The sequence below is a fragment of the Croceicoccus pelagius genome, from assembly GCF_001661915.1.
GTDB lineage: Bacteria > Pseudomonadota > Alphaproteobacteria > Sphingomonadales > Sphingomonadaceae > Croceicoccus > Croceicoccus pelagius.
In genome coordinates, this window is the sequence record NZ_LYWY01000040.1 from 133,041 (window position 1) to 159,641 (window position 26,601).

Sequence of the window (26,601 nt, forward strand, 5' to 3'; positions counted from 1 at the left end):
ATTCGGACACGATCGTTAGGGAATATCGTTTGTAACGTAACTAGTTTCTCGCTTTCGGCCCGTTAAAGCGGAATACCTGCAACCAAGGTGCGCTCGTCATGTCGCTTGTGCCGGCGCGCTGTTGGGACCGGGGTGTGACCACCTCGCAAGCGTAGGGACTGAATTCCATGCTCAAGCACGATACGGCGCGGCGCGCCCTGTCCGCCACGACCGCTCTTACCGGCTTTGCCGCAATTTCACTGTCGATGATCGCCACCCCCGCCTTCGCCCAGGCCGAAGAGAGCGAAGAGGAAATCCTCGACATCACCACGCCGCAGGCTGCTGAAGAAGACGGCGCCATCGTCGTCGTCGGTTCGCGCCTTCGTCGTACCGAATTCAACAGCCCCGATCCGATCCAGATCATCTCTCCGGAACTGGGCATCAAGAAGGGTCAGGCCGACGCTGCCGACCTTCTGCAGAACTCGCCTCTGGCGGCCGGTTCGACCCAGATCACTTCGACGCTTTCGTCGAACTTCGTCACCGACGGCGGTGTCGGCGCACAGACGCTGTCGCTGCGCGGCCTCGGCGCCAACCGCACGCTCGTTCTGCTGAACGGCCGCCGTGCCGGTCCGGCCGGTACCCGCGGCGCGGTCTCCTCGTTCGACCTCAACGTCCTGCCGATCTCTATCATCTCGGACGTCGAAATCCTGAAGACCGGCGCATCGTCGATCTACGGATCGGACGCGGTTGCCGGCGTGGTGAACATCAAGACCCGCCAGGACCTCGACGGCTTCGACGTGTCGCTGTTCGCATCGCCCACCGAAGACGGCGGCGGCGAATCGTACCAGACCAGCCTTGCCTGGGGTAAGGTGTTCGACCGCGGCCACATCATGTTTGCCGGCGATTACTACCGCCGCAACGAACTGGAACGCCGCGACCGCGACTACCTGTCGTGCGACGAGGACTACATCGTCAACGAAGCTGGCCAGCGTGCCGACATCACCGATCCGCGCACCGGCCAGCCGTACTGCAACGGCACGATCGGCAACCTGATCTTCACCTACGACTACATCGGTCTGGTTGGGGGCGCGTTCGGTATCCCGACGCCGAGCAACCTGTTCACGCCGGGCGGTCAGGCCATCCAGATCATTCAGCCGGACCGTGGTGGCGATCGCCTGGGCGAATTCCTGCCCGCGCTTTCGCCTGCGACGCAGTTGTTCCAGTTCAGCGCGCCGTCGAACTACTTCCCCGTCAACTTCGACGGTCCGTCGACCGGCCTGCTGAACCTTTATCCCGAGGCTGAACAGAAGGAATCGGTCATCCCGAAGACCGACCGCTACACGCTCTATGCGAACGGCGCCTACGAGATCACCGACAACGTCGAGCTCTACGGCGAAGCGCTCTACAACAAGCGCAAGACCCACGTCGACGCATCGCGCCAACTCTTCCCGACGATGTACACCGGCTACTCGGCCCTTCCGTACTTCTTCGGTGACAGCGAAGCGCTCTTCTCGGGCGACCCGCTGAACGACGAATTCGAGGGCGAAGTCCTGCTGCAGCCGATTATCGTGACCGACAAGTTCGATCAGGACATCGAGGTCGACTACTATCGCGGCGTTCTCGGCGCGCGTGGCGACTACGGCAGCATGATCCCGAACTGGAGCTGGGACATTTATGGCCAGTTCAGCCGTTCGGACGGCAGCTATACCAGCGACATCATCTTCAACGATGCGTACGAAACGCTGAACTACCGCACGCAGTTGTGCGAAGGCACCGTGACTTCGGTTCGCGGCGTGCCCTGCGTCGACATCGATGTGACCAGCCCCGAAACGCTGGCCGGCAACTTCACGCCCGAAGAGGAAGCCTTCCTGTTCGGCCGCGACACCGGCACGACCCGCTACGACCAGTGGAGCACCGAGTTCTTTACCTCGGGCGACCTGTTCAAGCTTCCGGGCGGCATGTCGCAGCTTGGTGTCGGCGTCCAGTTCCGCCGAGACGAGATCACCGACACGCCCGGACCGGCAACGCTGGCCGGCAACTCGTGGGGCCTGACCAGCGCGGGCATCACCGCCGGCAAGTCGGACACCTACGAAGCGTTCGGCGAACTCGAACTGCCGATCTTCGGCGGCGTGCCCTTCGTGGAAGACTTCACGATCAACCTTGCAGGCCGCTTCACCCGCGTCGATGCCGAACGTTCGTCGGATGGCGCGAGCGACAGCGACGAGGACTTCACCTACAAGATCGGCGCCAATTGGCAGGTCACCGACTGGCTGCGTTTCCGCGGCTCGTACGGCACCTCATTCCGTACGCCGGCCCTGTACGAACAGTTCCTGCAGGACCAGACCGGCTTCCTCGACCAGCTTTCGGTCGACCCCTGCATCCGCTGGGGTACGGGCCTTGCCAACGGTGCGGTCACGCAGCGCCTGGCAGACAACTGCGCCGCAGCGGGCGTTCCGGCCGATTACAACGGCGTCGGGTCGAGCGCGCAGACGATCTCGGGCGGCGGTATCGGTGTCCTCGACTCCGAAACCTCGCGCGCATGGTCGGGTTCGGTCATCCTGACCCCGCAGCTGTGGAGCGGATCGGACTTCAGCCTTGCGGTCGACTACATCGACATCAAGGTTAAGGGCGAAGTCACCCAGCTGGGTGCCGGCAACATCGTGTCCTCGTGCTATAACTCGGAGTTCTACCCGAACGATCCGCTTTGCGACCAGTTCGTTCGCGACAGCGATCCGAACAGCACATCGTTCAACAACATCCTCACGATCCGCAACCCGTACCTGAACATCGACAGCCAGCGTAACCGCGCCGTCGACGTCACGCTCCAGTTCTCGCAGGACCTGGGCAACATGGGCGAACTGGGCCTCCTGGCGCAGATGACGTGGCAGCTTGAGGACAAGTTCGGCCTGTTCGACAACACGATCAGCGACGACAACGGCGAAGTGGGCGATCCGAAGTGGGTCGGCGACTTTGCAGTGTCGTGGGCCCGCAAGGCCGTGACCGTGCTGTGGAGCATGGACGTCATCGGCAAGACCTCGGACAAGGAAGACGTGCTCGACACTTACGGCACGCTCTGCCCGCGCAGCGGCTTCCGCGGCGGCAACGTATGCCCGGACTATACGCTGGGCACGACGTTCTACCACAATGCCTCGGTCAACCTCGAAGTCGCCAGCGACTTCGATCTGACGCTGGGCGTGGCCAACATCTTCGACACCGCACCGCCGCGTGCGTCGAGCGTGTTCTCCACGATCAGCCACATCGGTCAGGCACCGACCATCGGCACTTACTACGACTACCTCGGCCGCCGCGCGTTCGTTCGCGCCCGGGCGCGGTTCTGATCCTTCAAGATCAGGTAAGCCAAAAAGAAAGGGCCCCGGGAAACCGGGGCCCTTTTTCGTTGCAGGTTGAAAAGAGGGTTCAGGCGACCTGCATTTCCAATGCGCCGTCGCCCTCGTCGATCTTCACCGTGCTGCCGTCGGGTATTTCGCCTGCCAGCAGCATCTCGGCCAGCGGATCCTGCAGGTAACGCTGCACCGCGCGCTTCAGCGGCCTTGCGCCATAGACAGGATCGTAACCGACCCGGCCCAACCACTTCTTCGCACCGTCCGTTAGGTCGAGCACGATCTTGCGGTCCTTCAGCAGCTTTTGCACGCGGCCCACCTGGATCTCGACGATCGGGGCCATGTGCTCTGCCGCAAGGCGGTGGAACAGGATGATCTCGTCCAGACGGTTCAGGAACTCGGGCCGGAAATGCCCGCGCACGACTTCCATGACCTGCGGCTCGACATCCTCGACCTTCTGGCCATCGTCCATGTTGGCCAGATACTGGCTGCCAAGGTTCGAGGTCAGGATGATCAGCGTGTTCGAGAAATCGACCACTCGGCCCTGCCCGTCGGTCAGGCGGCCATCATCCAGCACCTGCAAAAGCACGTTGAACACGTCCTGATGCGCTTTCTCGACCTCGTCGAACAGCACGACCTGATAGGGCCTGCGCCGGACCGCCTCGGTCAGGACGCCGCCTTCCTCGTACCCGACATAGCCCGGAGGCGCGCCGATAAGGCGGGCGACGGCGTGCTTCTCCATGAACTCGCTCATGTCGATTCGCACCATCGCGCTGTCGTCGTCGAACAGGAATTCGGCGAGCGCCTTGGTGAGCTCGGTCTTGCCGACGCCCGTCGGGCCGAGGAACAGGAAGCTGCCCAGCGGCCGGTTCGGATCCTGCAACCCTGCCCGCGCACGGCGCACGGCCTTGGATACGGCGACGACGGCCTGTTCCTGGCCGATGACGCGCTTGCCGATCACGTCTTCCATGTTGAGGAGCTTCTCGCGCTCGCCTTCCATCATCTTGTCGACGGGAATGCCGGTCCACTTGGACACGACACCGGCGATGTCATCTTCGGTCACTTCCTCGCGCAGCAACGCGTTCTCGGCCTGCCCCTGCGCTTCTTCCAACTGCTTTTCGAGCTGCGGAATCTTGCCGTAGGAAAGCTCGCCCGCCTTGGCGAGGTCGCCTGCACGCTGCGCCTGTTCCAGCTCGATGCGCGCTGCATCAAGTTCTTCCTTGATCTTGCCCTCGGCGGCGATCTTGTCGCGCTCGTTCTGCCAGCGGGTCGTCAGTTCGGACGACTGCTGCTCAAGATTCGCCAGTTCCTCGCGCAGGTTCGCAAGGCGATCCTGCGAGGCGGTGTCGGTTTCCTTCTGGAGTGCCTGCTCCTCGATCTTGAGCTGGATGATGCGCCGGTCGAGGTTCTCGATCTCCTCGGGCTTGGATTCCACTTCCATGCGGATGCGCGAAGCCGCCTCATCCATCAGGTCGATGGCCTTGTCGGGCAGGAAACGGTCCGAGATGTAGCGGTTCGACAGCTGCGCGGCAGCAACGATCGCACCATCGGTGATGCGCACGCCGTGGTGAAGCTCGTACTTTTCCTTCAGGCCCCGCAGGATCGAGATCGTGTCCTCGACCGTCGGTTCGCCCACGAAGACAGGCTGGAACCGCCGCTGCAGCGCGGGGTCCTTCTCCACGTACTTCTGGTATTCGTCGAGGGTCGTCGCGCCGATGCAGTGCAGTTCGCCGCGGGCGAGCGCGGGCTTCAAAAGGTTGCCCGCATCCATGCTGCCCTCTGAGGCACCTGCCCCGATCAGGGTGTGCATCTCGTCGATGAACAGGATGATCTGCCCCTCGGCGCCCTTCACCTCGTCGAGGACGGCCTTCAACCGCTCCTCGAACTCGCCCCGGTACTTCGCGCCCGCGATGAGGCTGCCCATGTCGAGCGCCATGAGCGTGCGGTCCTTCAGGCTGTCGGGCACGTCGCCATTGGCGATGCGCAGGGCAAGCCCTTCGGCGATGGCGGTCTTGCCGACGCCGGGTTCGCCGATGAGAACGGGGTTGTTCTTGGTACGACGCGCAAGGATCTGCACGGTGCGGCGGATTTCCTCGTCACGGCCGATAACGGGGTCCAACTTGCCCTCAAGGGCTGCCGCCGTCAGGTCGCGCGCGTACTTCTGCATCGCCTCGTAGCTTTCCTCCGCGCTCGCGGTATCGGCGGTGCGACCGCCGCGTAAGGTCGTGATCGCGGCCTCAAGCGCCTGCGGCGTGAGGTTCGCAGCCTTCAGCGCCTGTCCGGCAGAAGTCGTCGTCGCCAGCGTAAGCGCGAGCAGGAGGCGCTCGACAGTAACGTAGGCATCGTTCGACTTGGTGGCGAGCTGTTCGGCCTGGTCCAGAACGCGCACGGCGTCATTATCCAGCCCCGGCGTCTGCTGCGCCCCGCCGCCCGACACCGCTGACACCTTGGCCAAGGCCTTGTCGACTTCGGCTTGCGCAAGTGCGGCATTGCCACCGGCGCGCTGGATCAGGCCCGATGCCATGCCTTCGCCGTCTTCCAGCAAGGCCTTCAGAATATGGTTGGGCGAAATACGCTGATGGTTCATGCGGATGGCCACGGTCTGCGCGGCCTGCAGGAAACCTTTCGCCCGGTCGGTGAACTTTTCGAGATTCATCGCTGATCCTTCCCTGAGTACCGACTTCAGATAGTGTTGCAATTTTACAACACAAGGACTGACCGCACGAAATTTTGCCTATTGATCGTGCGCCATCTTCACCCGTGCCCGAAACATAGGATCAAGCCGGCGCAATGCAATTGATGCAGAACAACCCGCGGGTTAGACCACGCAATACGCAGTCGAGAGGAGCGCGAGAATGTCGGTAGGCGGAACCTACGAAGTCACCACCAAGACCCCGATGGGCGACCAGTCGGGCACGTTCACGGTCGTTCCGGGCGATAACGGCAAGACCTTTGCCGGGAAGTTCACCGGCCCGATGGGCTCGATCGATATCGAGGACGGGGTGATCGACGGCAACGACCTGACATTCAAGGTCACGATGACCGCGCCCATGCCGATGACGATCGACGGCAAGGCGACCGTCGATGGCGAAGCGATCAATGGCGAGATGACCACACCCTTCGGCGCGATGGCGATGACCGGCAAGCGCATGGGCTAAGCCCGCGGACCATATGCAAAAAAGGGGCCGCAGGTTGAATGCCTGCGGCCCCTTTTTTGCGTGCCTTTCGGGCGAAGCGTCCGAATCAGCCCAGCTTCGCCTTCAGGATTTCGTTGACGACGGCCGGGTTACCCTGCCCCTTCATGGCCTTCATCGTCTGGCCGACGAAGAAGCCGAAGAGCTTGTCCTTGCCGCCGCGATATTCCTCGACCTTGTCGGCATTGCTCGCAAGAACCTCGTCCACCACCGCTTCGATCGCGCCGGTGTCGCTGTTCTGCTTGAGGCCTTCGGTCTCGGCGATTTCCTCCGGTTCGCGGCCGGTCTTGAGGACGATCTCGTAGATCTCCTTTGCCTGACCGCCCGAAACGGTACCCGCAGCCGAAAGGGCGATGATGCCCGCATTGGCAGCGGTCGTGTCGTTCGCCTCGTCCGCGTCCTCGGTCGCGTTCTTCACGCCTGGCGCGACCGAGAGAACCCAGTTCGCGACTTGCGTGGCAACATCGCTTTCGGACTTGCCGACTTTTGCAGCCGTCGCGGCAAGGATCGCCTCGTAACGCTGGTACACGTCAACGTCGGCGGTCAGCTGTCCGGCATTATAGGCTGAAAGGCCCAGCTCGTTCTCGTACCGGTGCCGCTTGGCATCGGGCAGTTCGGGCAAGGATTCTCGGCATTCGGCGATGAAGGCATCGTCGAGTTCGAGCGGCAGCAGGTCCGGATCGGGGAAGTAGCGATAGTCGTGCGCGTCTTCCTTCGAACGCATCGTGCGCGTCGTGCCGGTGTCGGGGTCGAACAAACGGGTTTCCTGGTCCACCGTGCCGCCGTTCTCGATCACGTCGACCTGGCGGTTCGCCTCGTACTCGATGACCTGCATGACGAAGCGGACCGAGTTCACGTTCTTCGTTTCGGTACGCGTGCCGAACTCGTCACCCGGCTTGCGCACGGACACGTTGACGTCGGCGCGCATGGAGCCTTCCTCCATGTTGCCGTCGCACGATCCGACATAGCGCAGGATCGAACGCAGCTTGCGCACATAGGCACCGGCCTCTGCTGGCGAACGCATGTCGGGCTTCGACACGATTTCCATCAGCGCTACGCCGGAACGGTTGAGATCGACGTAGCTCATCGTCGGGTGCTGATCGTGCATCAGCTTGCCCGCGTCCTGTTCGACGTGAATGCGTTCGACACCGATTCGCTTGGTGTTCTCGGGGTCCTTGTCGTCCAGCGCGATGTCCAGATACCCCTCACCCACCAGCGGGTGGTAGAGCTGGCTGATCTGGTAGCCCTGCGGAAGATCGGCGTAGAAGTAGTTCTTGCGGTCGAACCGGCTCCACTTGTTGATCTGCGCGTCGATGGCCATGCCGGTGCGGACGGCCTGACGGATGCACTCGCGGTTGGGCACGGGCAGCATGCCCGGCATCGCGGCGTCCACAAGGCTGACCTGCGTGTTCGGTTCGGCACCGAAAGCGGTGGCGGCGCCCGAAAACAGCTTGGCCTTCGAAGTGACCTGCGCGTGAACCTCGAGGCCGATCACGACCTCCCATTCGCCCGTCGCGCCCTGGATACGATATTCGCTCATCACTTCCACCATGCTTCGGGCTTGGCCGTGAACCCGGCGCGCTGTTCGATTGCGAGACCGGCGTTCAGAACGCCCTGCTCGTCAAAGGCCTTGCCGATGATCTGCAGGCCAAGCGGCAGGCCCTCGCTGTTGAGGCCCGCGGGCACGCTCATCGCCGGAAGGCCCGCCAGCGAGGCTGGCACGGCGAAGACGTCGTTGAGATACATCGACAGCGGATCGCTTGTCTTGTCGCCAAGCGCGAAGGCCGCGCTGGGGCACGTCGGGGCGAGGATCACATCGCACTGCGACCATGCCTGTTCGAAGTCGCGGGCGATCAGCGCGCGGACCTTCTGGGCCTGGTTGTAGTAGGCGTCGTAGAAACCGGCCGACAGCACGTAAGTGCCGATCATGATGCGGCGCTTCACCTCTGGTCCGAAGCCGTCGGCGCGGGTCGCGGCGTACATGTCCTGCAGGCCTGCCCCTTCGGGCAGGTCGCGAAGGCCGTAACGCACGCCGTCATAGCGCGCGAGGTTCGACGAAGCCTCGGCAGGCGCGATGATGTAGTAGGCGGGAAGCGCATACTTCGTATGCGGCAGCGAGATATCGACAACCTCTGCGCCTGCATCCTTCAGCCACGCGATACCGTCGTCCCACGACTTCAGGATTTCGGGGTCCATCCCGTCCATCCGGTATTCGCGCGGAATGCCGACCTTCTTGCCCTTCATGTCGGGGTTGAGGCCCGCTTCCCACTCGGGAACCGGCAGATTAAGCGAGGTCGAATCCTTCGGGTCGAAGCCCGCCATCGCTTCCAGCATGATCGCGCAGTCGGTGACGTCGCGCGCCATCGGGCCTGCCTGGTCGAGCGAGGAGGCGAAGGCCACCACCCCCCAGCGCGAGCAACGACCGTATGTCGGTTTGATGCCCGAAATGCCGGTAAAGGCCGCGGGCTGACGGATCGAGCCGCCGGTGTCTGTGCCGGTCGCTGCCGGGCACAGCCGCGCCGCCACGGCAGATGACGAACCACCCGACGAACCGCCGGGGGCAAGGTCCGCGTTGCCGCCATCCTTGCGGCGCCACGGGCTGATCACGTTGCCGAAATAGCTCGTCTCGTTCGACGAACCCATGGCGAACTGGTCGAGGTTCAGCTTGCCCAGCATGCCTGCTCCGGCATCCCACAGCTTCTGCGACACGGTCGATTCGTACTGCGGAACAAAGCCTTCCAGCATGTGGCTGGCCGCCGTGGTCTGCACGCCGTTGGTGGCGAACAGGTCCTTCATGCCGATCGGCACGCCGCCCATCTTGCCAAGGTCCTGGCCCTTGGCACGCTTGGCATCGACGGCCTGTGCGGCCTCGACCGCCTTTTCCGGCGTCGCGACGATGAAGGCGTTGAGCTGGCTGGCCGCGGCGACATTGGCGTTGAACGCTTCTGCCACTTCGACGGCGGTGAAATCGCCGCCTGCAACACCCGTGCGGATGGCAGCGACGGTGAGTTCGGTAAGTTCGGTCATTCTACGTCATTCCCGCGAATGCGGAAATCCAGAGCGGTAGGTCGCCCAGATTCCTGTTTCCGGATTCCCGATCGGTCGCTGCTGCGCAGATGTCGGGGATGATCGAATGTTGCACGCATCATTCGATCACCTTGGGCACGCCAAAGAAACCGTGTTCCGGCGCGGGAGCGTTGGCGAGGACCTTGTCGCGCACGCCGCCGCCAGTCAGCGGATCGGCATCGACGACATCATCTCGCAGGCGGAGCGTGTTGGGGATGACGGCCGTCATCGGCTCTACACCGGTGACGTCGACTTCACCCAGTTGCTCCACCCAGCCCAGGATCTGGTTGAGTTCAGGGACCATCGCGTCGCACGCCGCGTCATCCATCCGGATGCGTGCGAGCGAGGCGATCTTGGCGACCGTTGCTTTATCGACAGACATGGCGCGCGGGTTAGCGCGCGCCCGTGCCCTTGCCAAGCGGGAGAGTGGGCCTTCACCCCTCTCCCACGCAAATTTATTCGGCTTGGGCGCCTTCGGGGGCACCGGGCATGCCGGGCATGCCGCCGGGCATTCCGGGCATGCCGCCCATCTGCTGCATCTGGCGCTGCATTTCCTCAAGCTGCGCCTGGGTGCGGAAGTCGATCAGTTCGACCGTGAAATAAAGGTCGCTGTTCGGCGGGATCGTGCCGCGGGTCTGCGCGCCGTAGCCGAGCTGCGAGGGAATGAAGACCTCGTAGCGGCCGCCCTTCTGCATCTTGACCAGCGCTTCGGTGAAGCCGGGGACGACGCCGTTCACGGGGAAAGGCACGCGCTCACCCGAATCGAAGACCGTGCCGTCGGCAAGACGGCCTTCGTAGTTGACGAGGACGATGTCCTCTTCAGCCGGGCTGGGCCCTTCGCCGGCCGACAGGGTGTCGACGGTAACACCCTTGTAGCTGGTGGCCCAGGCGGCGCCGGCGGCCAGCAGGATCGCGACGATCACGCCCAGCCACAGCTTGCCGAGAATGCCCTTGCCGATCGGCTGCAGGGGAACGCGGGTGACTTCGGCCATGATCGTCCTCTTCGATTCGCCCCACGCGGGCGGTTAGGCAGGTATCGGGCAGCAAAAAGGGCGCCCGACAGGTGTCAGGCGCCCCTTTGGCTCAAGCAGAGGGGCGCGGCAAGTGCCTTTGCGCCCGCAAAGCTATCAACGACCGTTCTTAACGAACGCCGTCGCGTTCCATGCGCTTGCGCTCCAGCTTGCGAGCGCGACGAACGGCAGCGGCCTTTTCACGGGCGCGCTTCTCGCTCGGCTTCTCGTAGTGGCGGCGCAGCTTCATTTCGCGATACACACCTTCCCGCTGCAGCTTCTTCTTGAGAGCGCGGAGGGCTTGGTCGACATTGTTATCGCGAACCATGATCTGCATAAAAAGCTTCTACCTCAATTCGGTTGTGGCGGCGGCAGGCCGGACAGATGGCTGCCGCACGCAGTAAATAAAAATGCAAGAAGGCCGAATCCCCTCAACGTGAATCGGGGCGGAATCGGCCAGACCGGCGGCGCGGCTACCAGCGATAGCTGTGAAAAGCAAGCGCGCAGGCCCTTTCGAACGTTGCCTAGATACCACAGTAAGGTACCCTTTCGCAAATCGCACCGGCCTTGTAGGGAGCGCCGATGATCCTTCCCAATGCCCTGCCTGCATCTCTTATGGTCGCCCTTGGCGGCGGAACGGGTGCCCTGCTGCGCTTCCACCTCGGGCGCGTCGTGGGCAAGCTGTTCCCTGTTGCGGCCACTGCATTCCCGTGGGCGACACTGACCGCAAATGTCGTCGGTTCGCTGTGCATGGGCCTGCTGGCGGGGTGGCTGGCACGTCATGGCAGCGATGAAGGCATCGGGGCCGAAGGCTGGCGCCTGTTGCTTGGCGTGGGCCTTCTGGGCGGGTTCACGACGTTTTCGTCGTTCAGCCTCGAACTCGTGCTCCTTTGGGAGCGCGGGGCGCCGGGGCTTGCCTTTACCTATGCGCTTGTCTCGCTGGCCGCGGGCGTTGCCGGTCTTTTCCTCGGCCTTACAATTATGAGGATCGCGGCATGAGCGATAACGAATCCGAAGTCCGCCAGTTCATCGTGGGTCGCGACGACGACGGCGTGCGCCTCGACCGCTGGTTCAAGCGGCACCTGCCGCAAATCGGCTTTGCCACGATCAGCCGCTGGGCCCGTACCGGCCAGATTCGCGTCGACGGCAAGCGCGCCAAGCCCGAGGACCGGCTGGAACCGGGCCAGCAGATCCGCGTCCCGCCCGGCGGCGCGACGCCGCAGAACGCACCGCGCCAGCGCGTGCCGCTGACCGAGGAGGAGCTGGAACAGGCCGATGCCATGCTGCTCCACCGCGACCGTGCGGCGATCGTGCTCAACAAGCCTCCGGGTCTTGCGACACAGGGTGGCACCGGCACGAACGTCCATGTCGACCGCCTGCTCGACGCCTACGTCAATTCCGAACGCGACCCGCGCCCACGCCTCGTCCACCGGCTGGACAAGGACACCTCCGGCGTCCTGCTGACGGCGGCGACGCCGGGCAGCGCCGCGTTCTTCTCCAAGCGGTTCTCGGGCCGTTCGGCGAAGAAGATCTACTGGGCGCTGGTCGTCGGCGTTCCCGACATCGCGGCGGGCACGATCGACCTGCCGCTGGCGAAACAGCCGGGGACGGGCGGCGAGAAGATGATGCCGGACGACGAAGGGCAGCCCGCGAAGACCCGCTACCGTGTGGTCGACCGTGCAGGGAACCGGGCCGCATGGGTCGAACTGGAACCACTGACGGGCCGCACGCACCAGCTGCGCGTCCACCTTGCCGCGATCGGACACCCCATCGTGGGCGACGGCAAGTACGGCGGTCAGACAGCGTTCCTGACCGGTTCGATCAGTCGCAAGATGCACCTGCACGCGCGCCGCCTGATCATCGACCACCCCGATGGCGTGCCGCTGGACGTGACCGCGTCGCTGCCCGAACACTTCGCGGCAAGCATGGAGCAACTCGGCTTCGACGAGGGGATGAGCGATGCCGAGCCGGAAACCGGCCTGCCGCCGTTGACGCGCGAGGACAAGAAGCAGGCCGCCAAGCGCCATGCCAAGGACGTGCGCAAGGCCCGCCGTGGCGAGCGCCGGACCCGAACGACCTCTGCCCCGCGCAGCAAGAGTGGGGGAAAGTCGGCTGGCGGCAAGCCGGGCGGTGCAAAATCGGGTAAGGCAGGGGCCAAGGGCGGACAGCGCGGCAAACCGCGTGGCGCCGGACCAGCCGGCAAGGCGCCCGCGAAAAGGGGGCCTGCGAAAAACGGGCCTGCCAGCAAGGGACCGGGGAAAGGGCGTAAGTGAGGCGACTGGCGATCTTCGACTGTGACGGCACTCTCGTCGACGGGCAGGCCAATGTCTGCGTCGCGATGGAAGAGGCCTTCGAAGCGTCGGGTCGCACGCCCCCGCCCCGTCCGCTGATCCGCCGCGCGGTGGGCCTGTCGTTGCCACAGGCGATGGCGATGCTGCTGCCCGAAAGCACGGCGGAAGAGCAGGATGCGCTGGCTGAGCGCTATCGCCTCGCGTTTCGCAGCCACCGCGAGGCGGGCAAGGTCTACGAACCTCTGTTCGAGGGGATGGAAGAGCTGCTGCGCCACTTGCACGCAGCAGGCTGGACGCTGGCGGTGGCCACCGGCAAGTCGGACCGGGGGCTAGCTCACTGCCTTGCCGAACACGGCATCACCGAACTTTTCGCCAGTCTGCAGACCGCGGATCGGCATCCGTCGAAACCACACCCCTCGATGATCGAGCAGGTGCTGTTCGAAACCGACCATACGGCCGATCAGGCGGTGATGATCGGCGACACCACGTTCGACATGGTCATGGCCGAGGCGGCGAAAGTCCGCCCCATCGGCGTTGACTGGGGCTATCACGGCGCGGACGAACTGGTTGCCAGCGGCGCGATCGGCGTTGCCTGCGACATCGACGAACTGCGCCGGATGCTGGAAGCCGAATGAGCAAGACACGTGATCCTGCCGCCGCCAAGTGGGCCGCGATACAGGCGATCCGCGTTTCCGGCATCGTGATCTTCATCTACGGCGTGGCCGCGGCCGGCGGGAAAGCGCCGTGGTTCAGCGGCGCGCCGACCGAATGGGCCTGGGCCCTTGCCCTCGTCGGGGCAGCCGATGCCTTCCTGATGCCCCTCCTCCTCGCCCGCCTGTGGAGCAGCGACAGATAATGAAACGCTTCTACAAGGAAGTGACCACCGCCCCGGTTGAGGGTGGCTGGCAGGTCTTTCTCGATGGCCGCGCCATGAAAACGCAGGGCGGCAAGCCGCAGGTCTTGCCTGCCAAGGCGCTGGCCGAAGTGCTGGCCGCCGAATGGCGCGCTCAGGGCGAGGACCTGGACCCCGCCACTTTCCCGATGCGCGACATGGTCGACTATGGCCTCGACCGCGTCGCCGAAAACCCGGCCGAGGCGATCGACGCGATCGTCCCTTATGGCGACACCGACACGCTCTGCTACCGCGCCGACGAAGGCGATTCCCTGCGTCAGCGTCAGGACGAAGCGTGGGAACCCATGCTGGCCGCGGTCGAGGACGAACATGGCGTCACGTTCGCCCGTGCGGGCGGCGTGCTCCATGCCCCGCATCCCGAAGAGACGCTGCCGAAACTGCGCGCCCACCTCGAGACGATGGATCCGCTGACGCTGGTCGCGCTGCAGAACATGGCGGCGCTCGCCAGTTCGCTGTGCGTCGCGCTGGCCGCGCTCAAGCCCGATGCCGACATCGACGACCTGTTCGGTCGCGCCAATCTGGAAGAAGACTGGCAGGCCAAGCAGTGGGGCTGGGACAATGACGCCCTTGCCCGCCGCGATGCGCGGCTGGCAGGTTTCAGGCTGGCGGCGAAACTCGCGCAGCTGGTGCGCGAATAGAACCCTAGCCGGTTACCCAGGCGGCGACTTCGCCCGCCACGGCATTGGCGGCATCGTTCAGCGCAGGGGCCACGAACGCCGCCTCTGCCGGAAGCCCGTCCACCCGGTTCACGAACCGGCGCTGGCGCACTTTGCCGTCGGGCGAGACCGCGACCGCATCATAGATGATCGACACGGATGAAGAGCGCGCGTCATACCCTGCTTCGATGATACGGCCATAGAGCCGCGTACGCACGGCTACGCCCGGGTCCTCGCCGCTGATGACAAGGCGGCCGGTGCTGGCGCGGATCGTTTCGGCCAGGAGGTTCTGGAACAGGCGCGCCGGTCGGTCGACGTATGTCGCGTCCTTGAGGTAGGCGATGCCTGAATCGCTGACCTGAACCGGCACGCGATTGACGTCGAGACGGTCCTCGACCTCGGGCTCGAACACCATGATCGCATCGGTCACTTCGCCGGACGCACCCGTGCCGGCGGGGGCCATGGTGGTGGGGCTGAAGGTGATTAGCTGTTCGGGCACTTCGGTCTTGGGGCCGATGCTGACGCAGCCTGCCAGCAGCGCGAAAAGCGCCAGCGGGGCCATGATCTTGCGGGTCATCTGGTGGTCTCCGTTCACGGCTCGTAATCGGGCAAGGCCGGACCGCCGATCAAGCCGCCTGCGCCCTTGTCGTCGATCTGTTCGGTGATGTTGCGAAGCGCGCGCGTGGTGGTGCGCAGATCGCGGATCGCAGCTTCGGCGGCAGGGATCGTCGATTCCGACAGCTGCTGCGCCGCCGGACGCGCGTCCTTCAGCGTGCCTTCAAGCTCGTTCGCCGCGCGTTCCGCCGCGGTCAGCGTATCGCGCATCTGGTCGGCCAGCGAAGCGCCCTCGCCGTTGATCAGCTGGTCGGTCGACGCCGCGACCTTCTGGAATTCGGCAAGCGTCATGTTTGCCTGCCGCAGCGTTGCCTGAAGCTCGGCCATCGTCGCCTCGACCTTGGGGGTCGCGTCGGCAAGGTCGCGCGTCATGCGATTGGTGTTTGCGAGGATACCCTCGATCGATTCCTGGTTCTTGTCGGACAGCACCATGGTCAAACGCTCGGTCAGCGTTGCCAGCCGCTCCATCAAAAGCGGCGCATTGGCCAGCAGTTCGCCCAGCCCGCTTCGCTTGGTCGGGATGACGGGCACGCCTTCAGGCCCGATCTTGGTAAGCAGCGGCGCGTCCTTGTCGGTGCCTTCCAGCTGGATCGTCGACACGCCGGTGAAACTGCCCTGGATGTAGGCCGTGGTCAGCGTCGTCACGGGCACGTCGGACTCGATGGAAATGCGCACCCGCACGAATTGCGGATCCTTGGTCCACAGCTCGATCCTCTTCACCTGCCCCACCGGAACGCCGGTAAAGGCCACTTCGGATCCGCGGGCAAGGCCGCTGACCGACTGCTTGAAGAAGATGTCGTATTCCGACTGCGAACCTTCGTTGAGGCGCGCGATCCAGATGATGAATGCCGCCAGAATCGCCAGCAGCGCCAGCGTTACCGCACCCACCCAGAGATGATTTGCCCGCGTTTCCATGCGCCCCGTCTATGCCCCGCCCTTGCTGTCTTTGTCCATTGTGCCGCTCATCGAACGGGTATGGGTCGCCTCGGCCGCGCGTCCGCGCGGGCCGTTGAAGTATTCCTGTATCCACGGGTGATCGGTGGCCAGAAGCTCCGGTATCGTACCCACGGCAATCACCTTCTTGTCCGCCAGCACGGCCACCCGGTCGCAGATGGCGTGCAGCGTATCGAGATCGTGCGTGATCAGGAAAACGGTAAGTCCCAGCGTCTCGGCAAGTTCCCGCGTAAGGCGATCGAAGGCCGCCGCGCCGATCGGATCGAGGCCTGCGGTCGGCTCGTCCAGAAACAGGAGTTCGGGGTCGAGCGCCAATGCACGGGCAAGGCCTGCGCGCTTTTTCATGCCTCCCGAAAGCTCTGACGGATACTTGCTCGTCGCTTCCTCGGGCAGGCCTGACAGGCGCACCTTGTAGCGGGCGATTTCCTGCCGCAGTTCGTTCGACAGTTCGGGATAGAACTGTTTGAGCGGCACTTCGACGTTTTCCGCCACGGTCAGCGTGGAAAACAGCGCGCCGCCCTGAAACAAGACGCCCCAGCGCGAACGAATATCGATGTCGCCGTCTTCCTCGGCATCGGTGATCGACTGGCCGAGCACCTCGATGCTGCCCTCGGACGGGACTTGAAGACCGATGATCGAGCGCATCAGGACCGACTTGCCGGTGCCCGAACCGCCGACGACGCCCAGGATCTCGCCGCGCTTTACCTTGAGCGAGAGATTGTCGTGGACCACCTGTTCCCCGAAGCGGTTGGTGATCCCCTCGACCACGATGGGGTATTCGCCGGTGAATTCGGGAGGAGTCGACTGCGCCTCGCTCTCGGCCTGCTCGATCAGCTCTTCTGCGCGTTCCGATCCCATCAGGCCCACCCGATTTCGGTGAAGAACACGGCGAAGAAGGCGTCGAGCACGATGACCATGAAGATCGCCTGCACCACGGCCAGCGTCGTGCGAAGCCCCACTTCCTCGGCATTGCCGGATACCTGCATCCCCTGATAACACCCGCTCATCGCGACGATCAGGCCAAACACTGGCGCCTTGACGAGACCCACGTAAAGGTCGGTCATCGGAACGACTTCACGGATGCGCGACAGGAACGTCCAGAACGGAATGTCGAGCGCGAAATTGGCGATGAAGGCGCCGCCCACGATGGCGATGACGGCCGAGTAGAAACCGAGCAGCGGCATCATCAGCACCGCGGCCAGCACGCGCGGAACGACCAGCCGTTCCATGGGCGACACGCCGATGGTGCGCATCGCATCGACCTCTTCGGTCAGCTTCATCGTGCCGATCTGCGCGGCAAAGGCGCTGCCCGAACGGCCCGCGACCATGATCGCCGTCATCAGCACGCCCAGTTCGCGCATCGTCAGGCGGCCCGTCAGGTTGATCGTGTAGATCTCGGCCCCGAACTGCTGCAACTGCACCGCGCCCTGCTGCGCGACGACGATGCCGATGAGGAAGCTCATCAACCCGATAATGCCAAGCGAAGACACGCCGACAAGTTCGATCTGGCGGATCACCGCCAGCATCGGGAAACGGCGGGGATGACGGACCAGCGCGCCGAAGGCGGCGATGGTAAGCCCGAGAAATCCGACCATGTCCTTCATGCCGACCAGCATCCCGCTGACCTTGATGCCCACGGCCTCGGGCACGCGTTCGAGCAGGCGGGAACGGGGCGGCGTGATCGCGGCGGTGTTCTCCGCAGCCTTCACCGCCTCGATCAGGCGGGTCGCCTTGTCGCTGGCGCCACGAACCTCGGCATCCATTCGCATGGCAGAGCGCCAGACGGTCCACGCGCCGACGGTGTCGATCGCCGTGATCCCGGCAATGTCGATCGCGGCAATGTCGTCAAGTTCGCGAAGGCGCGTGTCCAGCGGGGCGATACCGGCCACGGTAAGCGGCCCGCTGACCCGCAGAACGGGGCCACCTTCCCCCTCAACCAGTTCAAAATCCGCCCATTCGCGCATGACAGGCCTCATGGGCGAAAAAGGCCCGCCCTACAAGCGCCTGTGCATGACCCTGTCCCGAGTGAGGGCAATTGCGGCGCGCAGCCTCTTGCCCATCACCTGTGGCGCTGGCAAAGGCCGAGCCATGAGCGAGACCAGCAATACGAATGCCGAAACCGGCAGCGATACGCAGATGGCCAAGACCTTCGACCCGGCCGGGATCGAGGCAAAGTGGTACGCCCATTGGGAAAGCGAAGGGCTGTTCCGCCCCGAACGTCCCGATGCAGCCCCCTTCACGATCGTGAACCCGCCGCCGAACGTCACCGGCAGCCTCCACATCGGCCACGCGCTGGACAACACGCTTCAGGACATCGTGATCCGTTATGAACGCATGCGCGGCAAGGACGCGCTGTGGGTCGTGGGGACCGACCATGCGGGCATCGCGACGCAGATGGTGGTGGAGCGCAACCTGAACTCGCAAGGGATCAAGCGCACCGACATGACGCGTGAGCAGTTCCTTGACCATGTCTGGGAATGGAAGGGCCAGTCGGGCGGTACGATCACGCGCCAGCTGCGACGTCTGGGCTGTTCGATGGACTGGAGCCGCGAACAGTTCACGATGGACCCGCACTTCACGAAGGCCGTGCTCAAGGTCTTCGTCGACCTCTACAACAAGGGCCTGATCTACCGCGACAAGCGGCTGGTGAACTGGGACCCTGCGCTCAAGACCGCGATCTCCGACCTCGAGGTCGAAACCCGCGAGGTCCAGGGCGGCTTCTGGCACTTCAAGTACCCGCTGGCCGATGGCGTGCGCCTAGATAACGGTCAGGACTACATCGAGGTCGCCACGACGCGTCCCGAGACGATGCTGGCCGACATGGCCGTGGCGGTTCACCCTGACGACGATCGCTACAAGTCGGTCATCGGCAAGGACATCCTCCAGCCGATCACGGGCCGCCGTTTCAAGGTCGTCGCCGACGAACACGCCGATCCCGAACTGGGTTCGGGCGCGGTGAAGATCACGCCGGGGCACGACTTCAACGACTTCGACGTGGGCAAGCGCGCCGGCATCGCGCCGGGCGAAATGCTCAACATGCTCGATGGCGATGCGCGCGTGGTGCAGACAGCAGACGGGCTGATCCCGGAAAACTACCTCGGCCAGGACCGGTTCGAGGCGCGCGACATGGTCGTGGCCGAAATGAAGGCGCTGGGCTTCCTAATCCCTCATGTCGTGAAGGACAAAGAGGGCAACGAGACCGAACACGACGCCGAACCGCGCACGATCCAGACGCCCTATGGCGACCGTGGCGGCGTGGTCATCGAACCGTGGCTGACCGACCAGTGGTACGTCGATGCAGAGACTCTGGCGCAGCCGCCGATGCAGGCGGTGCGCGACGGGCGTATCGAGATCGTGCCCAAGACCTGGGAGAAGACCTTCTTCAACTGGATGGAAAACATCCAGCCGTGGTGCGTCTCACGCCAGCTGTGGTGGGGCCACCAGATTCCGGCGTGGTATGCCGAAGACGGCGAAGTCTTCGTCGCCGAAAGCGAGGAAGAAGCGCAGGCGCTTGCCGGCAACAAGTCGCTGACCCGCGACCCCGACGTGCTCGACACGTGGTTCTCCTCCGCGCTCTGGCCTTTCGCCACGCTCGGCTGGCCCGACGATACGGCGCTTGTGAAAAAGCACTACCCGAACGACCTGCTCGTCTCCGGCTTCGACATACTGTTCTTCTGGGATGCGCGCATGGCGATGCAGGGGATGGAGTTCATGGGCAAGGTTCCGTGGAAAAAGCTCTATCTCCACGGCCTCGTCCGCGCGGCGGACGGCGCGAAGATGTCGAAGTCCAAGGGCAACGTCGTCGACCCGCTGGGCCTGATCGACCAGTACGGCGCGGATGCGCTGCGCTTCTTCATGGCCGCCATGGAAAGCCAGGGCCGCGACGTGAAGATGGATGAAAAGCGCGTCGAGGGTTACCGCAACTTCGCCACGAAGCTGTGGAACGCGGCTCGCTTCTGCCAGTCGAATGGCATCGGCGCGTCGGAAACGCTGGCCGCTCCTGCTGCGAACAGCGCGGTCAACAAGTGGATCGTTGGCGAAGTCGTCGAAACCGCGGCGGCGCTGGATCAGGCGATGGCCGACCTGCGCTTCGACGCGGCGGCGAACACGATCTACCACTTCGTCTGGGACCAGTTCTGCGACTGGTACATCGAACTGGTGAAGGGCAACTTCGACGACGAGACGAAGGCCGTCGCTGGCTGGGTGCTCGACCAGATCCTCGTCATGCTGCACCCGTTCATGCCGTTCATCACCGAAGAACTGTGGCACGCGCAGGCCGCCGCTTCGGGCACGCAGCGCCCCTACGAACTGATCGTCGCCAAGTGGCCTGAACCGGACGCCAGCATCGATGCGGACGCCAAGGCCGAGGTCGAGTGGCTGATCGCGCTGACCTCTGCGTTGCGCACCGCGAAGAACGAACTGGGCCTCGCGCCGGGCGCCAAGCTTGAGGCTTGGCTGACCAGCACGGCAGGACCGGCCCACGGCATCATCGAGCGCAACTTCCCCGCGATCGACCGCGTGGCGCGGCTTTCCGCCGTCCACTTCGGTGAAGCACCGGCAGGGGCCGCGATGCAGGTGAACGTGGGCAATGACATCTTTGTCGTCCCGCTCGAAGGCCTGATCGACGTGGAGGCCGAAAAGGCCCGCCTCACCAAGGCGCGCGAGACTTCGATGAAGGAGGCCAAGTCGCTCGAAGGTCGCCTTTCGAACCCCAAGTTCGTCGAAAAGGCCAAGCCCGAAGCGGTCGAAAAGGCCCGCGCCGACCACGCGCATCATGCCGCCGAAGTCGAACGGCTGGGCGCGGCGCTGGCACGGCTGGGTTAAAGGCAGATGTCTCTCACGCTCGCCACCGACGATACGGGCGGGCCGGAGATTTTCGCCTCGCTGCAAGGCGAAGGGCCGTCGGTCGGGCGGCCCGTCGCTTTCGTGCGGCTGTCGCGGTGCAACCTTGCCTGCCAGTGGTGCGACACGGCCTATACGTGGCGCTTCGAAGGCGACAATCGCCCGCACCGGGACCGTGTCGCGTTCGAGCGCAAGGCCAATCAGGTCACGCTGGACGAGGCCGAAGTGGCGGAACGCATCGCCGCGCTGGGGCAGGACCGGCTTGTCATCACCGGCGGTGAACCGCTGCTTCAGGGTTCGGCGCTGGCGAAGATGCTGGAATACCTGCCCGACATCCAGGTCGAGATCGAGACCAACGGCACGGTAAAGCCCCCTGCCCGCCTCGACGTGCGGGTGGACCAGTACAATGTCAGCCCCAAGCTGGCGCATAGCGGCAACCCTGCGGAACTGGCGCTCATCCCCGAGATGCTGAATTTCTGGGCCGACGACCCGCGCGCTTTCCTGAAGTTCGTGGTGGCCGAGCCGACCGACCTCGACGAAGTCATGGCGCTGATCGAAAGGCACCGCCACCCCAGGGCCCGCGTCTATGTCATGCCCGAAGGCACCGACAGCAAGACCCTGCGAGAGCGCGAGAAATGGCTGTCAGCCGCAGCGCTGGAGTGTGGTTTGAGGATGACGGACCGACTCCATATCCACCTTTATGGCGATACGCGGGGGACTTGATGGCGCCAACTGTCTGCTGACCATCCGATTGCGAAAATTCGACCAGAAGCGCCAACAGCGACCTGGGCCACATTAAAGGTCAGCCACTTTTATTGGGTGGAAATGGAATGAGCGCGGATTTTCTGATTGACAATTTGCGGGTAACGGACCTGCCGTCTGTGCTTTCGATCCAGTCCGAGAGTTATCCGGGATACCTTGTCGAGAGTCGGCAGGTTTTTCTCAGCCGTCTTTCGTTGAAAAACTCCTGCTGTCTGGCAGCAAGGGAAGGCGAGTTATTGCTTGGCTACATGATAGCCCATGGCTGGCAGGCAGATGATCCCCCTCCTTTGGGAATTGTGGTCGAGATGGCCGAGCAAAGCGATGTGCTGTTCATCCATGACCTTGCTGTCTCAAACTCTGGGCGAGGCAGGGGTATCGGCAAAAAGCTTGTAGAGCACGCGTTCGATTGCGCGCGCAGCAAGGGTATGACGGTCGCTCAACTAGTCGCCGTCGAGGGTGCGACTCGCTATTGGCGCGGCCTCGGCTTCACAGAGGCACAAACTGCAGGCAATTTACGCGCGAAAGTCCGGGAGTACGGTGCAGATGCCCGATGGATGTCGCGCCTAATCCCAGCCGGTAGCACCAACAGCTAGAAAGGTCAGGTCAGGTCCGCCTCCCGCCCCATAACAGGCAGCATTCAGCAACGCGAATTCAGCTCTCCTACACGCCCTGATGCCGCCACGATGCGCGCCGTTCTTTGCCATCGTCGGTCGAAGGCAACCTGTCATCCTGACCGGTCGCGCCGAACACCAGCATTTCCGGCGGTTTCACGCTGAGACGCAGGGTTACAGGGTGTCATCTTTGTCACCCATGCCCGTTGCCTCGCGATCATTAGAGACGTTTCAGCTTTGCTCACCCCTCGCAAAGAGGTATCGTTGGCCTAGCCCCTTCTGTGTAACCGGATGGAATTGCAGCAAATGAACGATACAGGTTCTTCGGCAGAAACGCGGACCCGCAAGTGGGTGCGGCCGAAGCTCAATCACGTGGGCACGCTGCGCGACGTGGGGTCTATCGTGAAACGACCCGGATTCGACACCCGGAACAATCACGGATCGTAACGACGCGCCCGTGACGGGCCTTGCCTGAATGATCGCGCTGCACCTTCGCTGGGGCGATGCCCCGCCGCCTCGCGACCGTTTCTCCCAGGCTCTATCATCAGCGCGCCATACGCTCGCCCGATCGGTGACGATCGGCAACGCCGTTCTTGCAATCTCGACGCTGGGCGACACACCGGCGGCGAGCGCCGTGAAGCTGCGTGATGGAAGCGTCCTGCTGTTCGACGGGCACCTCGACGACCGGGCGGCGTTGGCCCGTTCGCTCGGCGTCCATGCGGCGGACGATGCGACGCTCTATGGCGAGGCGTATCTCAAGCATCTGGACGAAGTCGACGCCCGTATCTGCGGCCAGTACGCAGCGCTTATCGTGGCGCCATCGGGCCAGATCGTGAGGCTGGCCAGAAGCCCGCTTCGCGCACCTCCGCTGCATTATTGGCAAAGCGATGACGAACTGATCGTCGGCTCGGCACCGCGCCTGCTTTTCGCCACGGGCCGGGTGCCGCGCGTGCTGGACGACCAGAAGATCGCCGACAGCCTGGTCCTCAACTACAACGAGGAACGGCGCAGCTGGTTCGCCGGCATCCGGCGCGTACCGATCGGCACGATCTGCCATTTCTCTCGCGGGTGGGAGCAAAGCCGCCGCTTCCACGATCTTGCCAGCCTTCCCCCGACGCTACTTGGATCGACCGGGGAATACGTCGGACAGGGACGGGCCATGCTGGAAGACGCGGTCAGATCCTCGCTGGGCGGTTTTGCAAGGCCAGCGATCAGCCTGTCGGGAGGGCTCGATTCGCAGGCTGTCGCCGCCTTCACGGCCGAAGCACTTCCCGTGGGAGGGCAGATAAAGGGCTTCACGAGCATCCCCGACAGCCCTGTTTCATCGGACGCTCTCACCAACGAACTGCCCTATGCGAAGGCACTTGGCCGAATGTATCCGCAACTGGACGTCGAGGGCGTCCTGTCGGGAGAGCTCTGGTTCGATTACCGGCTGGACGAAATCTTCGAATTTGCCGGCGTCGTGCCGCGCAATACCGCCAACCTGCACTGGAACCACCGCATCTGGGAAAAGGCCAGCACCGAGGGGCACGACGTGATCTTCACGGGAAGCGCGGGTAACTTGGGCTTCAGCCTCGACGGTCTCTGGGGCTTCGGCGAATGGGTGCGGACTGGCCAATGGGGCCGCTTGCTGCGCGAGACGAGGCTCGCCAAGGCGCCCGGACAGACTCTCCTGCGCGCGCTCTATGCTCGAGTCGTCGCGCCGCGCCTGCCGGAACCGGCGTGGTCCGCCATGCAGAAGCTGGCGGGGCGCCAGCACGCCGATCCTTTCGCCACGTGGTCGCCGATCGATCCCAAGTGGGCTAAGGAGATGGACGTGGCTGACCGCGCCGAGGCGATGGGGCACGACATGCTCTTCCGCTTCCCCTCAGAGGTTTCGGCCTACCGCCGCGATTTCGGCGGGGGCGAAGCTGGCGACATCGACCAGGCGTTCCTGCAGATCCACGGTATGCCCGAACGCGATCCGCTGGCCTACCGCCCCCTTGTAGAGTTCTGCCACTCGATCCCGGTGGAACAGTTTATCGAAGGCGGCGAAACGAGGCTGCTCGCCCGCCGCATTTTGACAGGTAAAGTGCCTGAGGAAGTCCGCACCGAGCAACGCCGCGGCGTGCAGGCCAGCGACTGGCGGCAGCGGCTTGCGCGCGCGAAGGCGGCCCTCTCCCGCGAACTCGCCGATCTTCAGCGGGACGAGGTGATCACAGGACGCATCGCCATCGCGGACCTGAAGCGCACGCTCGATAGCTGGGACGACAGCGCGCCTGCCGACCCCGTGGTCGACAGCCGCCTGTCACTCGCCATGCCGCGAGCGATCGCCACCGCCCGCTTCATCCGGTGGGCCGGGCGCAGCGAAGCACCCGGGCCCGCGGACTGACGCCACCGATCAGCGGTGCTGCGCGCGCCAGCGGGTGACGATGCGCTCGACAGCTTCTTCCTCGCCGCCGGTTTCGTTCCACAGCTCGCTGAAGCTCGGATCTTCGGATGCCGGGCGCTTGCGTTCTTCAAGGTCGTCGAAGGTCACGCGCATCGGGATCGCCGTACCCTCGCCGCAGACGATGCATTCGCGGTTGCGAAGCGCCGGGATCGTGTCGAGGAATCCGCGCGCGCCTTCGGGCATGGCAGCCTTCACGAAGTCCTGGTCGCGTTCGTTGTTGAGACGCATCGAAAGGATCGTGCCGCACTGGGAAAGCACGCCTTCGGCCAGGTCCGACGGACGCTGCGTGATGAGGCCCAGCGAGATACCGTACTTACGGCCTTCCTTGGCAATACGCGAAAGGATGCGGCCCACGCTCGACCTGTCGGCGTTCTTCTCGTTCGGCACGTAACGGTGCGCTTCTTCGCAGACCAGCAGGATCGGGCGCGTCTTTTCGTCACGGCCCCAGATCGCGAAGTCGAACACCATGCGCGACAGCAGAGCGACCACGGTGCTGGTGATTTCAGACGGCACGCCCGACACGTCGACGATCGAGATCGGCGAACCGTTGCCCGGCAGGCGGAACAGGCGCTGGATGACTTCCTGCATCGTGTCGGCGACCAGCATGCCGGAGAACATGAACTGGTAGCGCGGGTCGGCCTTGATCTCGTCGATCTTGGTCTTGACGCGAAGGAACGGCGCGGTGTTCGTCGCCTTGTCTAGCTTGCCCATCTCGTCCTGGATCGCACCGGTCAGGTCCGACAACAGATAGGGTATGGGCGAATCGACGGTGAGGCGGCTCATGCCTTCGGCCATGCGGTTCTTCGAACGCGCCTTCAGCAGACACTTCGACAGGATGTCCATGTCGGCCTGGCGGTCGGTGCCTTCGTTCGTGATGAAGACTTCGCAGTGTTCCTCGAAGTTCATCAGCCAGTACGGCACCTTGAGGTTGCCGACGTCGAAAATCTGGCCCGTTCCGCGGAAGGCGGCCGAATATTCGCCGTGAGGGTCGACCATCAGGATGTGACCCTCAGGCGCGGCTTCGCAGATGCGGTGCAGGATCAGCGCGGCGCTGGTCGACTTACCGGTACCGGTCGAACCCAGCAACGCGAAGTGCTTGCCCAGCATGGCATCGATGTAGAGTCCGGCGCGGATTTCCTTGGTCGGGAAGACCTTGCCGATCTGGATGTTGGAACGCCCGTCAGAGGCATAGACCTGCGCGAGGTCGGCGTTGGTCGCGGCAAATACTTCGGCGCCCGGCACCGGGTAGTGCGTGATACCGCGCGTGAAGTTGCGGATGCGGCCGGTCAGCTTCTCTTCCGAACCTTCGCCGAGAAAGTCGATTTCCGCGATGATCTCGCCGGTTGCGCGGTCCAGCGTCTGGGTGCGGACCGACGCGAGCAGCCAGACTTTGCCGACGCGGACCTTGATCTGCGAACCCACAAGGCCGGCAAGCTGCACCGACGGATCGGCATCCTGCTGACATTCGACAAGGCGCTGTGCGCTGAGGCGGGCCTGCGACGAAGAACCGGCGATCTGCAGCACTTCACCGATGGCCTTGTGCGATTCGGAACGGCGGCTTTCGGGCTCTTCCTCGTCGTGCGAGACGGCTTGCTCTTCAACCTCGGGCTCAGGTTCCGGAACGCGGGCGACAGGCGGAGATACGGGCGCTGCAGGCGGGTCAATCGGACGTCCGTCCATGGTGACATCGCGCGCAGGTACATCGCTGATGGGTGCGAACTCACTCGGCGGCGCGGGCGGCGCGACGGGGCGATCCACGGGCGCTTCGGCCCCGACCGGATCTGGCGCCGCTTCGGCAGCAGGTGCGGGGGTTTGCGGCGGGGCAGGCGGCGAGACGGGGCGACCGCCGCCGAAACCGGACGGCGGTGCGCCTGCGCCAAAGCCCGAAGGCGGCGCGCCTGCACCGAAATTATTGGCGCCAAACCCGCTCGGCGGT

Annotated in this window: 23 protein-coding genes; 12 read left to right on the forward strand and 11 right to left on the reverse strand. The window is 64.1% G+C overall.

Features of this window, described 5'->3' with window-relative positions; genetic code table 11:
- Positions 1-167: 167 nt before the first annotated feature.
- The gene (locus A9D15_RS14850; RefSeq protein ID WP_082924521.1) at positions 168-3,317 is read left to right on the forward strand and encodes a TonB-dependent receptor domain-containing protein; all 3,150 of its coding nucleotides are present in this window, start codon (positions 168-170) and stop codon (positions 3,315-3,317) included.
- A 79-nt stretch (positions 3,318-3,396) separates the two neighbouring features.
- Here the strand turns inward: A9D15_RS14850 and clpB are convergent, their stop codons facing one another.
- Entirely contained in the window at positions 3,397-5,976 is a 2,580-nt protein-coding gene (gene clpB, locus A9D15_RS14855) for an ATP-dependent chaperone ClpB (protein WP_066766947.1), read from the reverse strand.
- A gap of 199 nt (positions 5,977-6,175) precedes the next feature.
- On the opposite strand from clpB, the gene A9D15_RS14860 reads away from it, so the two are divergent.
- Positions 6,176-6,478 (forward strand): hypothetical protein, encoded by a 303-nt coding sequence (locus A9D15_RS14860; protein WP_066766379.1) that lies wholly within the window; start codon positions 6,176-6,178, stop codon positions 6,476-6,478.
- An 85-nt stretch (positions 6,479-6,563) separates the two neighbouring features.
- Here A9D15_RS14860 and gatB read toward each other — a convergent pair whose 3' ends face one another.
- The 5 genes from gatB to rpsU form a co-directional block, all read right to left on the reverse strand.
- Positions 6,564-8,054, reverse strand: a complete 1,491-nt coding sequence (gene gatB / locus A9D15_RS14865; RefSeq protein ID WP_066766950.1) for an Asp-tRNA(Asn)/Glu-tRNA(Gln) amidotransferase subunit GatB — start codon at positions 8,052-8,054, stop codon at positions 6,564-6,566.
- Entirely contained in the window at positions 8,054-9,541 is a 1,488-nt protein-coding gene (gene gatA, locus A9D15_RS14870; protein ID WP_066766381.1) for an Asp-tRNA(Asn)/Glu-tRNA(Gln) amidotransferase subunit GatA, read from the reverse strand. Before gatA ends, gatB begins: the two co-directional genes overlap by 1 nt.
- Before the next feature lie 118 nt (positions 9,542-9,659).
- Complete coding sequence (gene gatC, locus A9D15_RS14875) at positions 9,660-9,962, reverse strand: Asp-tRNA(Asn)/Glu-tRNA(Gln) amidotransferase subunit GatC (protein ID WP_066766383.1); 303 nt, start codon at positions 9,960-9,962, stop codon at positions 9,660-9,662.
- Between the two features lie 73 nt (positions 9,963-10,035).
- A complete protein-coding gene (locus A9D15_RS14880; protein WP_066766388.1) occupies positions 10,036-10,572 on the reverse strand; it encodes an FKBP-type peptidyl-prolyl cis-trans isomerase in 537 nt (178 codons plus the stop codon).
- A gap of 148 nt (positions 10,573-10,720) precedes the next feature.
- Entirely contained in the window at positions 10,721-10,927 is a 207-nt protein-coding gene (gene rpsU, locus A9D15_RS14885; protein ID WP_066766390.1) for a 30S ribosomal protein S21, read from the reverse strand.
- 245 nt (positions 10,928-11,172) lie between these two features.
- Between rpsU and crcB the strand changes: the two genes are divergently transcribed.
- From crcB to A9D15_RS14910, 5 genes are read left to right on the forward strand one after another with little or no spacing between them, the layout of a single operon-like run.
- Positions 11,173-11,589, forward strand: coding sequence for a fluoride efflux transporter CrcB (gene crcB / locus A9D15_RS14890; protein WP_066766392.1), 417 nt, complete (start codon positions 11,173-11,175; stop codon positions 11,587-11,589).
- Positions 11,586-12,863: an RluA family pseudouridine synthase gene (locus tag A9D15_RS14895; protein WP_066766394.1), complete on the forward strand. Its 1,278-nt coding sequence runs from the start codon at positions 11,586-11,588 to the stop codon at positions 12,861-12,863. Before crcB ends, A9D15_RS14895 begins: the two co-directional genes overlap by 4 nt.
- A complete protein-coding gene (locus A9D15_RS14900) occupies positions 12,860-13,516 on the forward strand; it encodes an HAD-IA family hydrolase (protein ID WP_066766395.1) in 657 nt (218 codons plus the stop codon). Before A9D15_RS14895 ends, A9D15_RS14900 begins: the two co-directional genes overlap by 4 nt.
- Complete coding sequence (locus A9D15_RS14905; protein WP_066766398.1) at positions 13,513-13,737, forward strand: hypothetical protein; 225 nt, start codon at positions 13,513-13,515, stop codon at positions 13,735-13,737. The genes A9D15_RS14900 and A9D15_RS14905 overlap by 4 nt, the downstream gene beginning before the upstream one ends.
- Positions 13,737-14,432: an ATP12 family chaperone protein gene (locus A9D15_RS14910; protein ID WP_066766399.1), complete on the forward strand. Its 696-nt coding sequence runs from the start codon at positions 13,737-13,739 to the stop codon at positions 14,430-14,432. Before A9D15_RS14905 ends, A9D15_RS14910 begins: the two co-directional genes overlap by 1 nt.
- A gap of 4 nt (positions 14,433-14,436) precedes the next feature.
- Here the strand turns inward: A9D15_RS14910 and A9D15_RS14915 are convergent, their stop codons facing one another.
- The 4 genes from A9D15_RS14915 to A9D15_RS14930 are packed head-to-tail and all read right to left on the reverse strand — an operon-like array spanning position 14,437 to position 17,983.
- On the reverse strand, positions 14,437-15,027 hold the full coding sequence (locus A9D15_RS14915; RefSeq protein WP_066766402.1) for an ABC-type transport auxiliary lipoprotein family protein: 591 nt from the start codon (positions 15,025-15,027) through the stop codon (positions 14,437-14,439).
- Between the two features lie 14 nt (positions 15,028-15,041).
- Positions 15,042-15,980, reverse strand: coding sequence for an MlaD family protein (locus A9D15_RS14920; RefSeq protein WP_066766404.1), 939 nt, complete (start codon positions 15,978-15,980; stop codon positions 15,042-15,044).
- A 9-nt stretch (positions 15,981-15,989) separates the two neighbouring features.
- Entirely contained in the window at positions 15,990-16,877 is an 888-nt protein-coding gene (locus A9D15_RS14925; protein WP_082924522.1) for an ABC transporter ATP-binding protein, read from the reverse strand.
- On the reverse strand, positions 16,877-17,983 hold the full coding sequence (locus A9D15_RS14930; RefSeq protein WP_066766405.1) for an ABC transporter permease: 1,107 nt from the start codon (positions 17,981-17,983) through the stop codon (positions 16,877-16,879). Before A9D15_RS14930 ends, A9D15_RS14925 begins: the two co-directional genes overlap by 1 nt.
- 124 nt (positions 17,984-18,107) lie before the next feature.
- Between A9D15_RS14930 and A9D15_RS14935 the strand changes: the two genes are divergently transcribed.
- From A9D15_RS14935 to A9D15_RS14950, 5 genes are all read left to right on the forward strand, one after another.
- Complete coding sequence (locus tag A9D15_RS14935) at positions 18,108-20,843, forward strand: valine--tRNA ligase (protein WP_066766410.1); 2,736 nt, start codon at positions 18,108-18,110, stop codon at positions 20,841-20,843.
- 6 nt (positions 20,844-20,849) lie between these two features.
- On the forward strand, positions 20,850-21,584 hold the full coding sequence (locus A9D15_RS14940) for a 7-carboxy-7-deazaguanine synthase QueE (protein WP_066766412.1): 735 nt from the start codon (positions 20,850-20,852) through the stop codon (positions 21,582-21,584).
- Between the two features lie 107 nt (positions 21,585-21,691).
- On the forward strand, positions 21,692-22,216 hold the full coding sequence (locus tag A9D15_RS14945; protein ID WP_066766414.1) for a GNAT family N-acetyltransferase: 525 nt from the start codon (positions 21,692-21,694) through the stop codon (positions 22,214-22,216).
- A gap of 324 nt (positions 22,217-22,540) precedes the next feature.
- Complete coding sequence (locus tag A9D15_RS16645) at positions 22,541-22,681, forward strand: hypothetical protein (RefSeq protein ID WP_156521809.1); 141 nt, start codon at positions 22,541-22,543, stop codon at positions 22,679-22,681.
- 28 nt (positions 22,682-22,709) lie between these two features.
- The gene (locus A9D15_RS14950; protein WP_066766415.1) at positions 22,710-24,605 is read left to right on the forward strand and encodes an asparagine synthase-related protein; all 1,896 of its coding nucleotides are present in this window, start codon (positions 22,710-22,712) and stop codon (positions 24,603-24,605) included.
- Between the two features lie 9 nt (positions 24,606-24,614).
- Here A9D15_RS14950 and A9D15_RS14955 read toward each other — a convergent pair whose 3' ends face one another.
- Positions 24,615-26,345, reverse strand: coding sequence for an ATP-binding protein (locus A9D15_RS14955; RefSeq protein WP_156521832.1), 1,731 nt, complete (start codon positions 26,343-26,345; stop codon positions 24,615-24,617).
- Between the last annotated feature and the right edge of the window lie 256 nt (positions 26,346-26,601).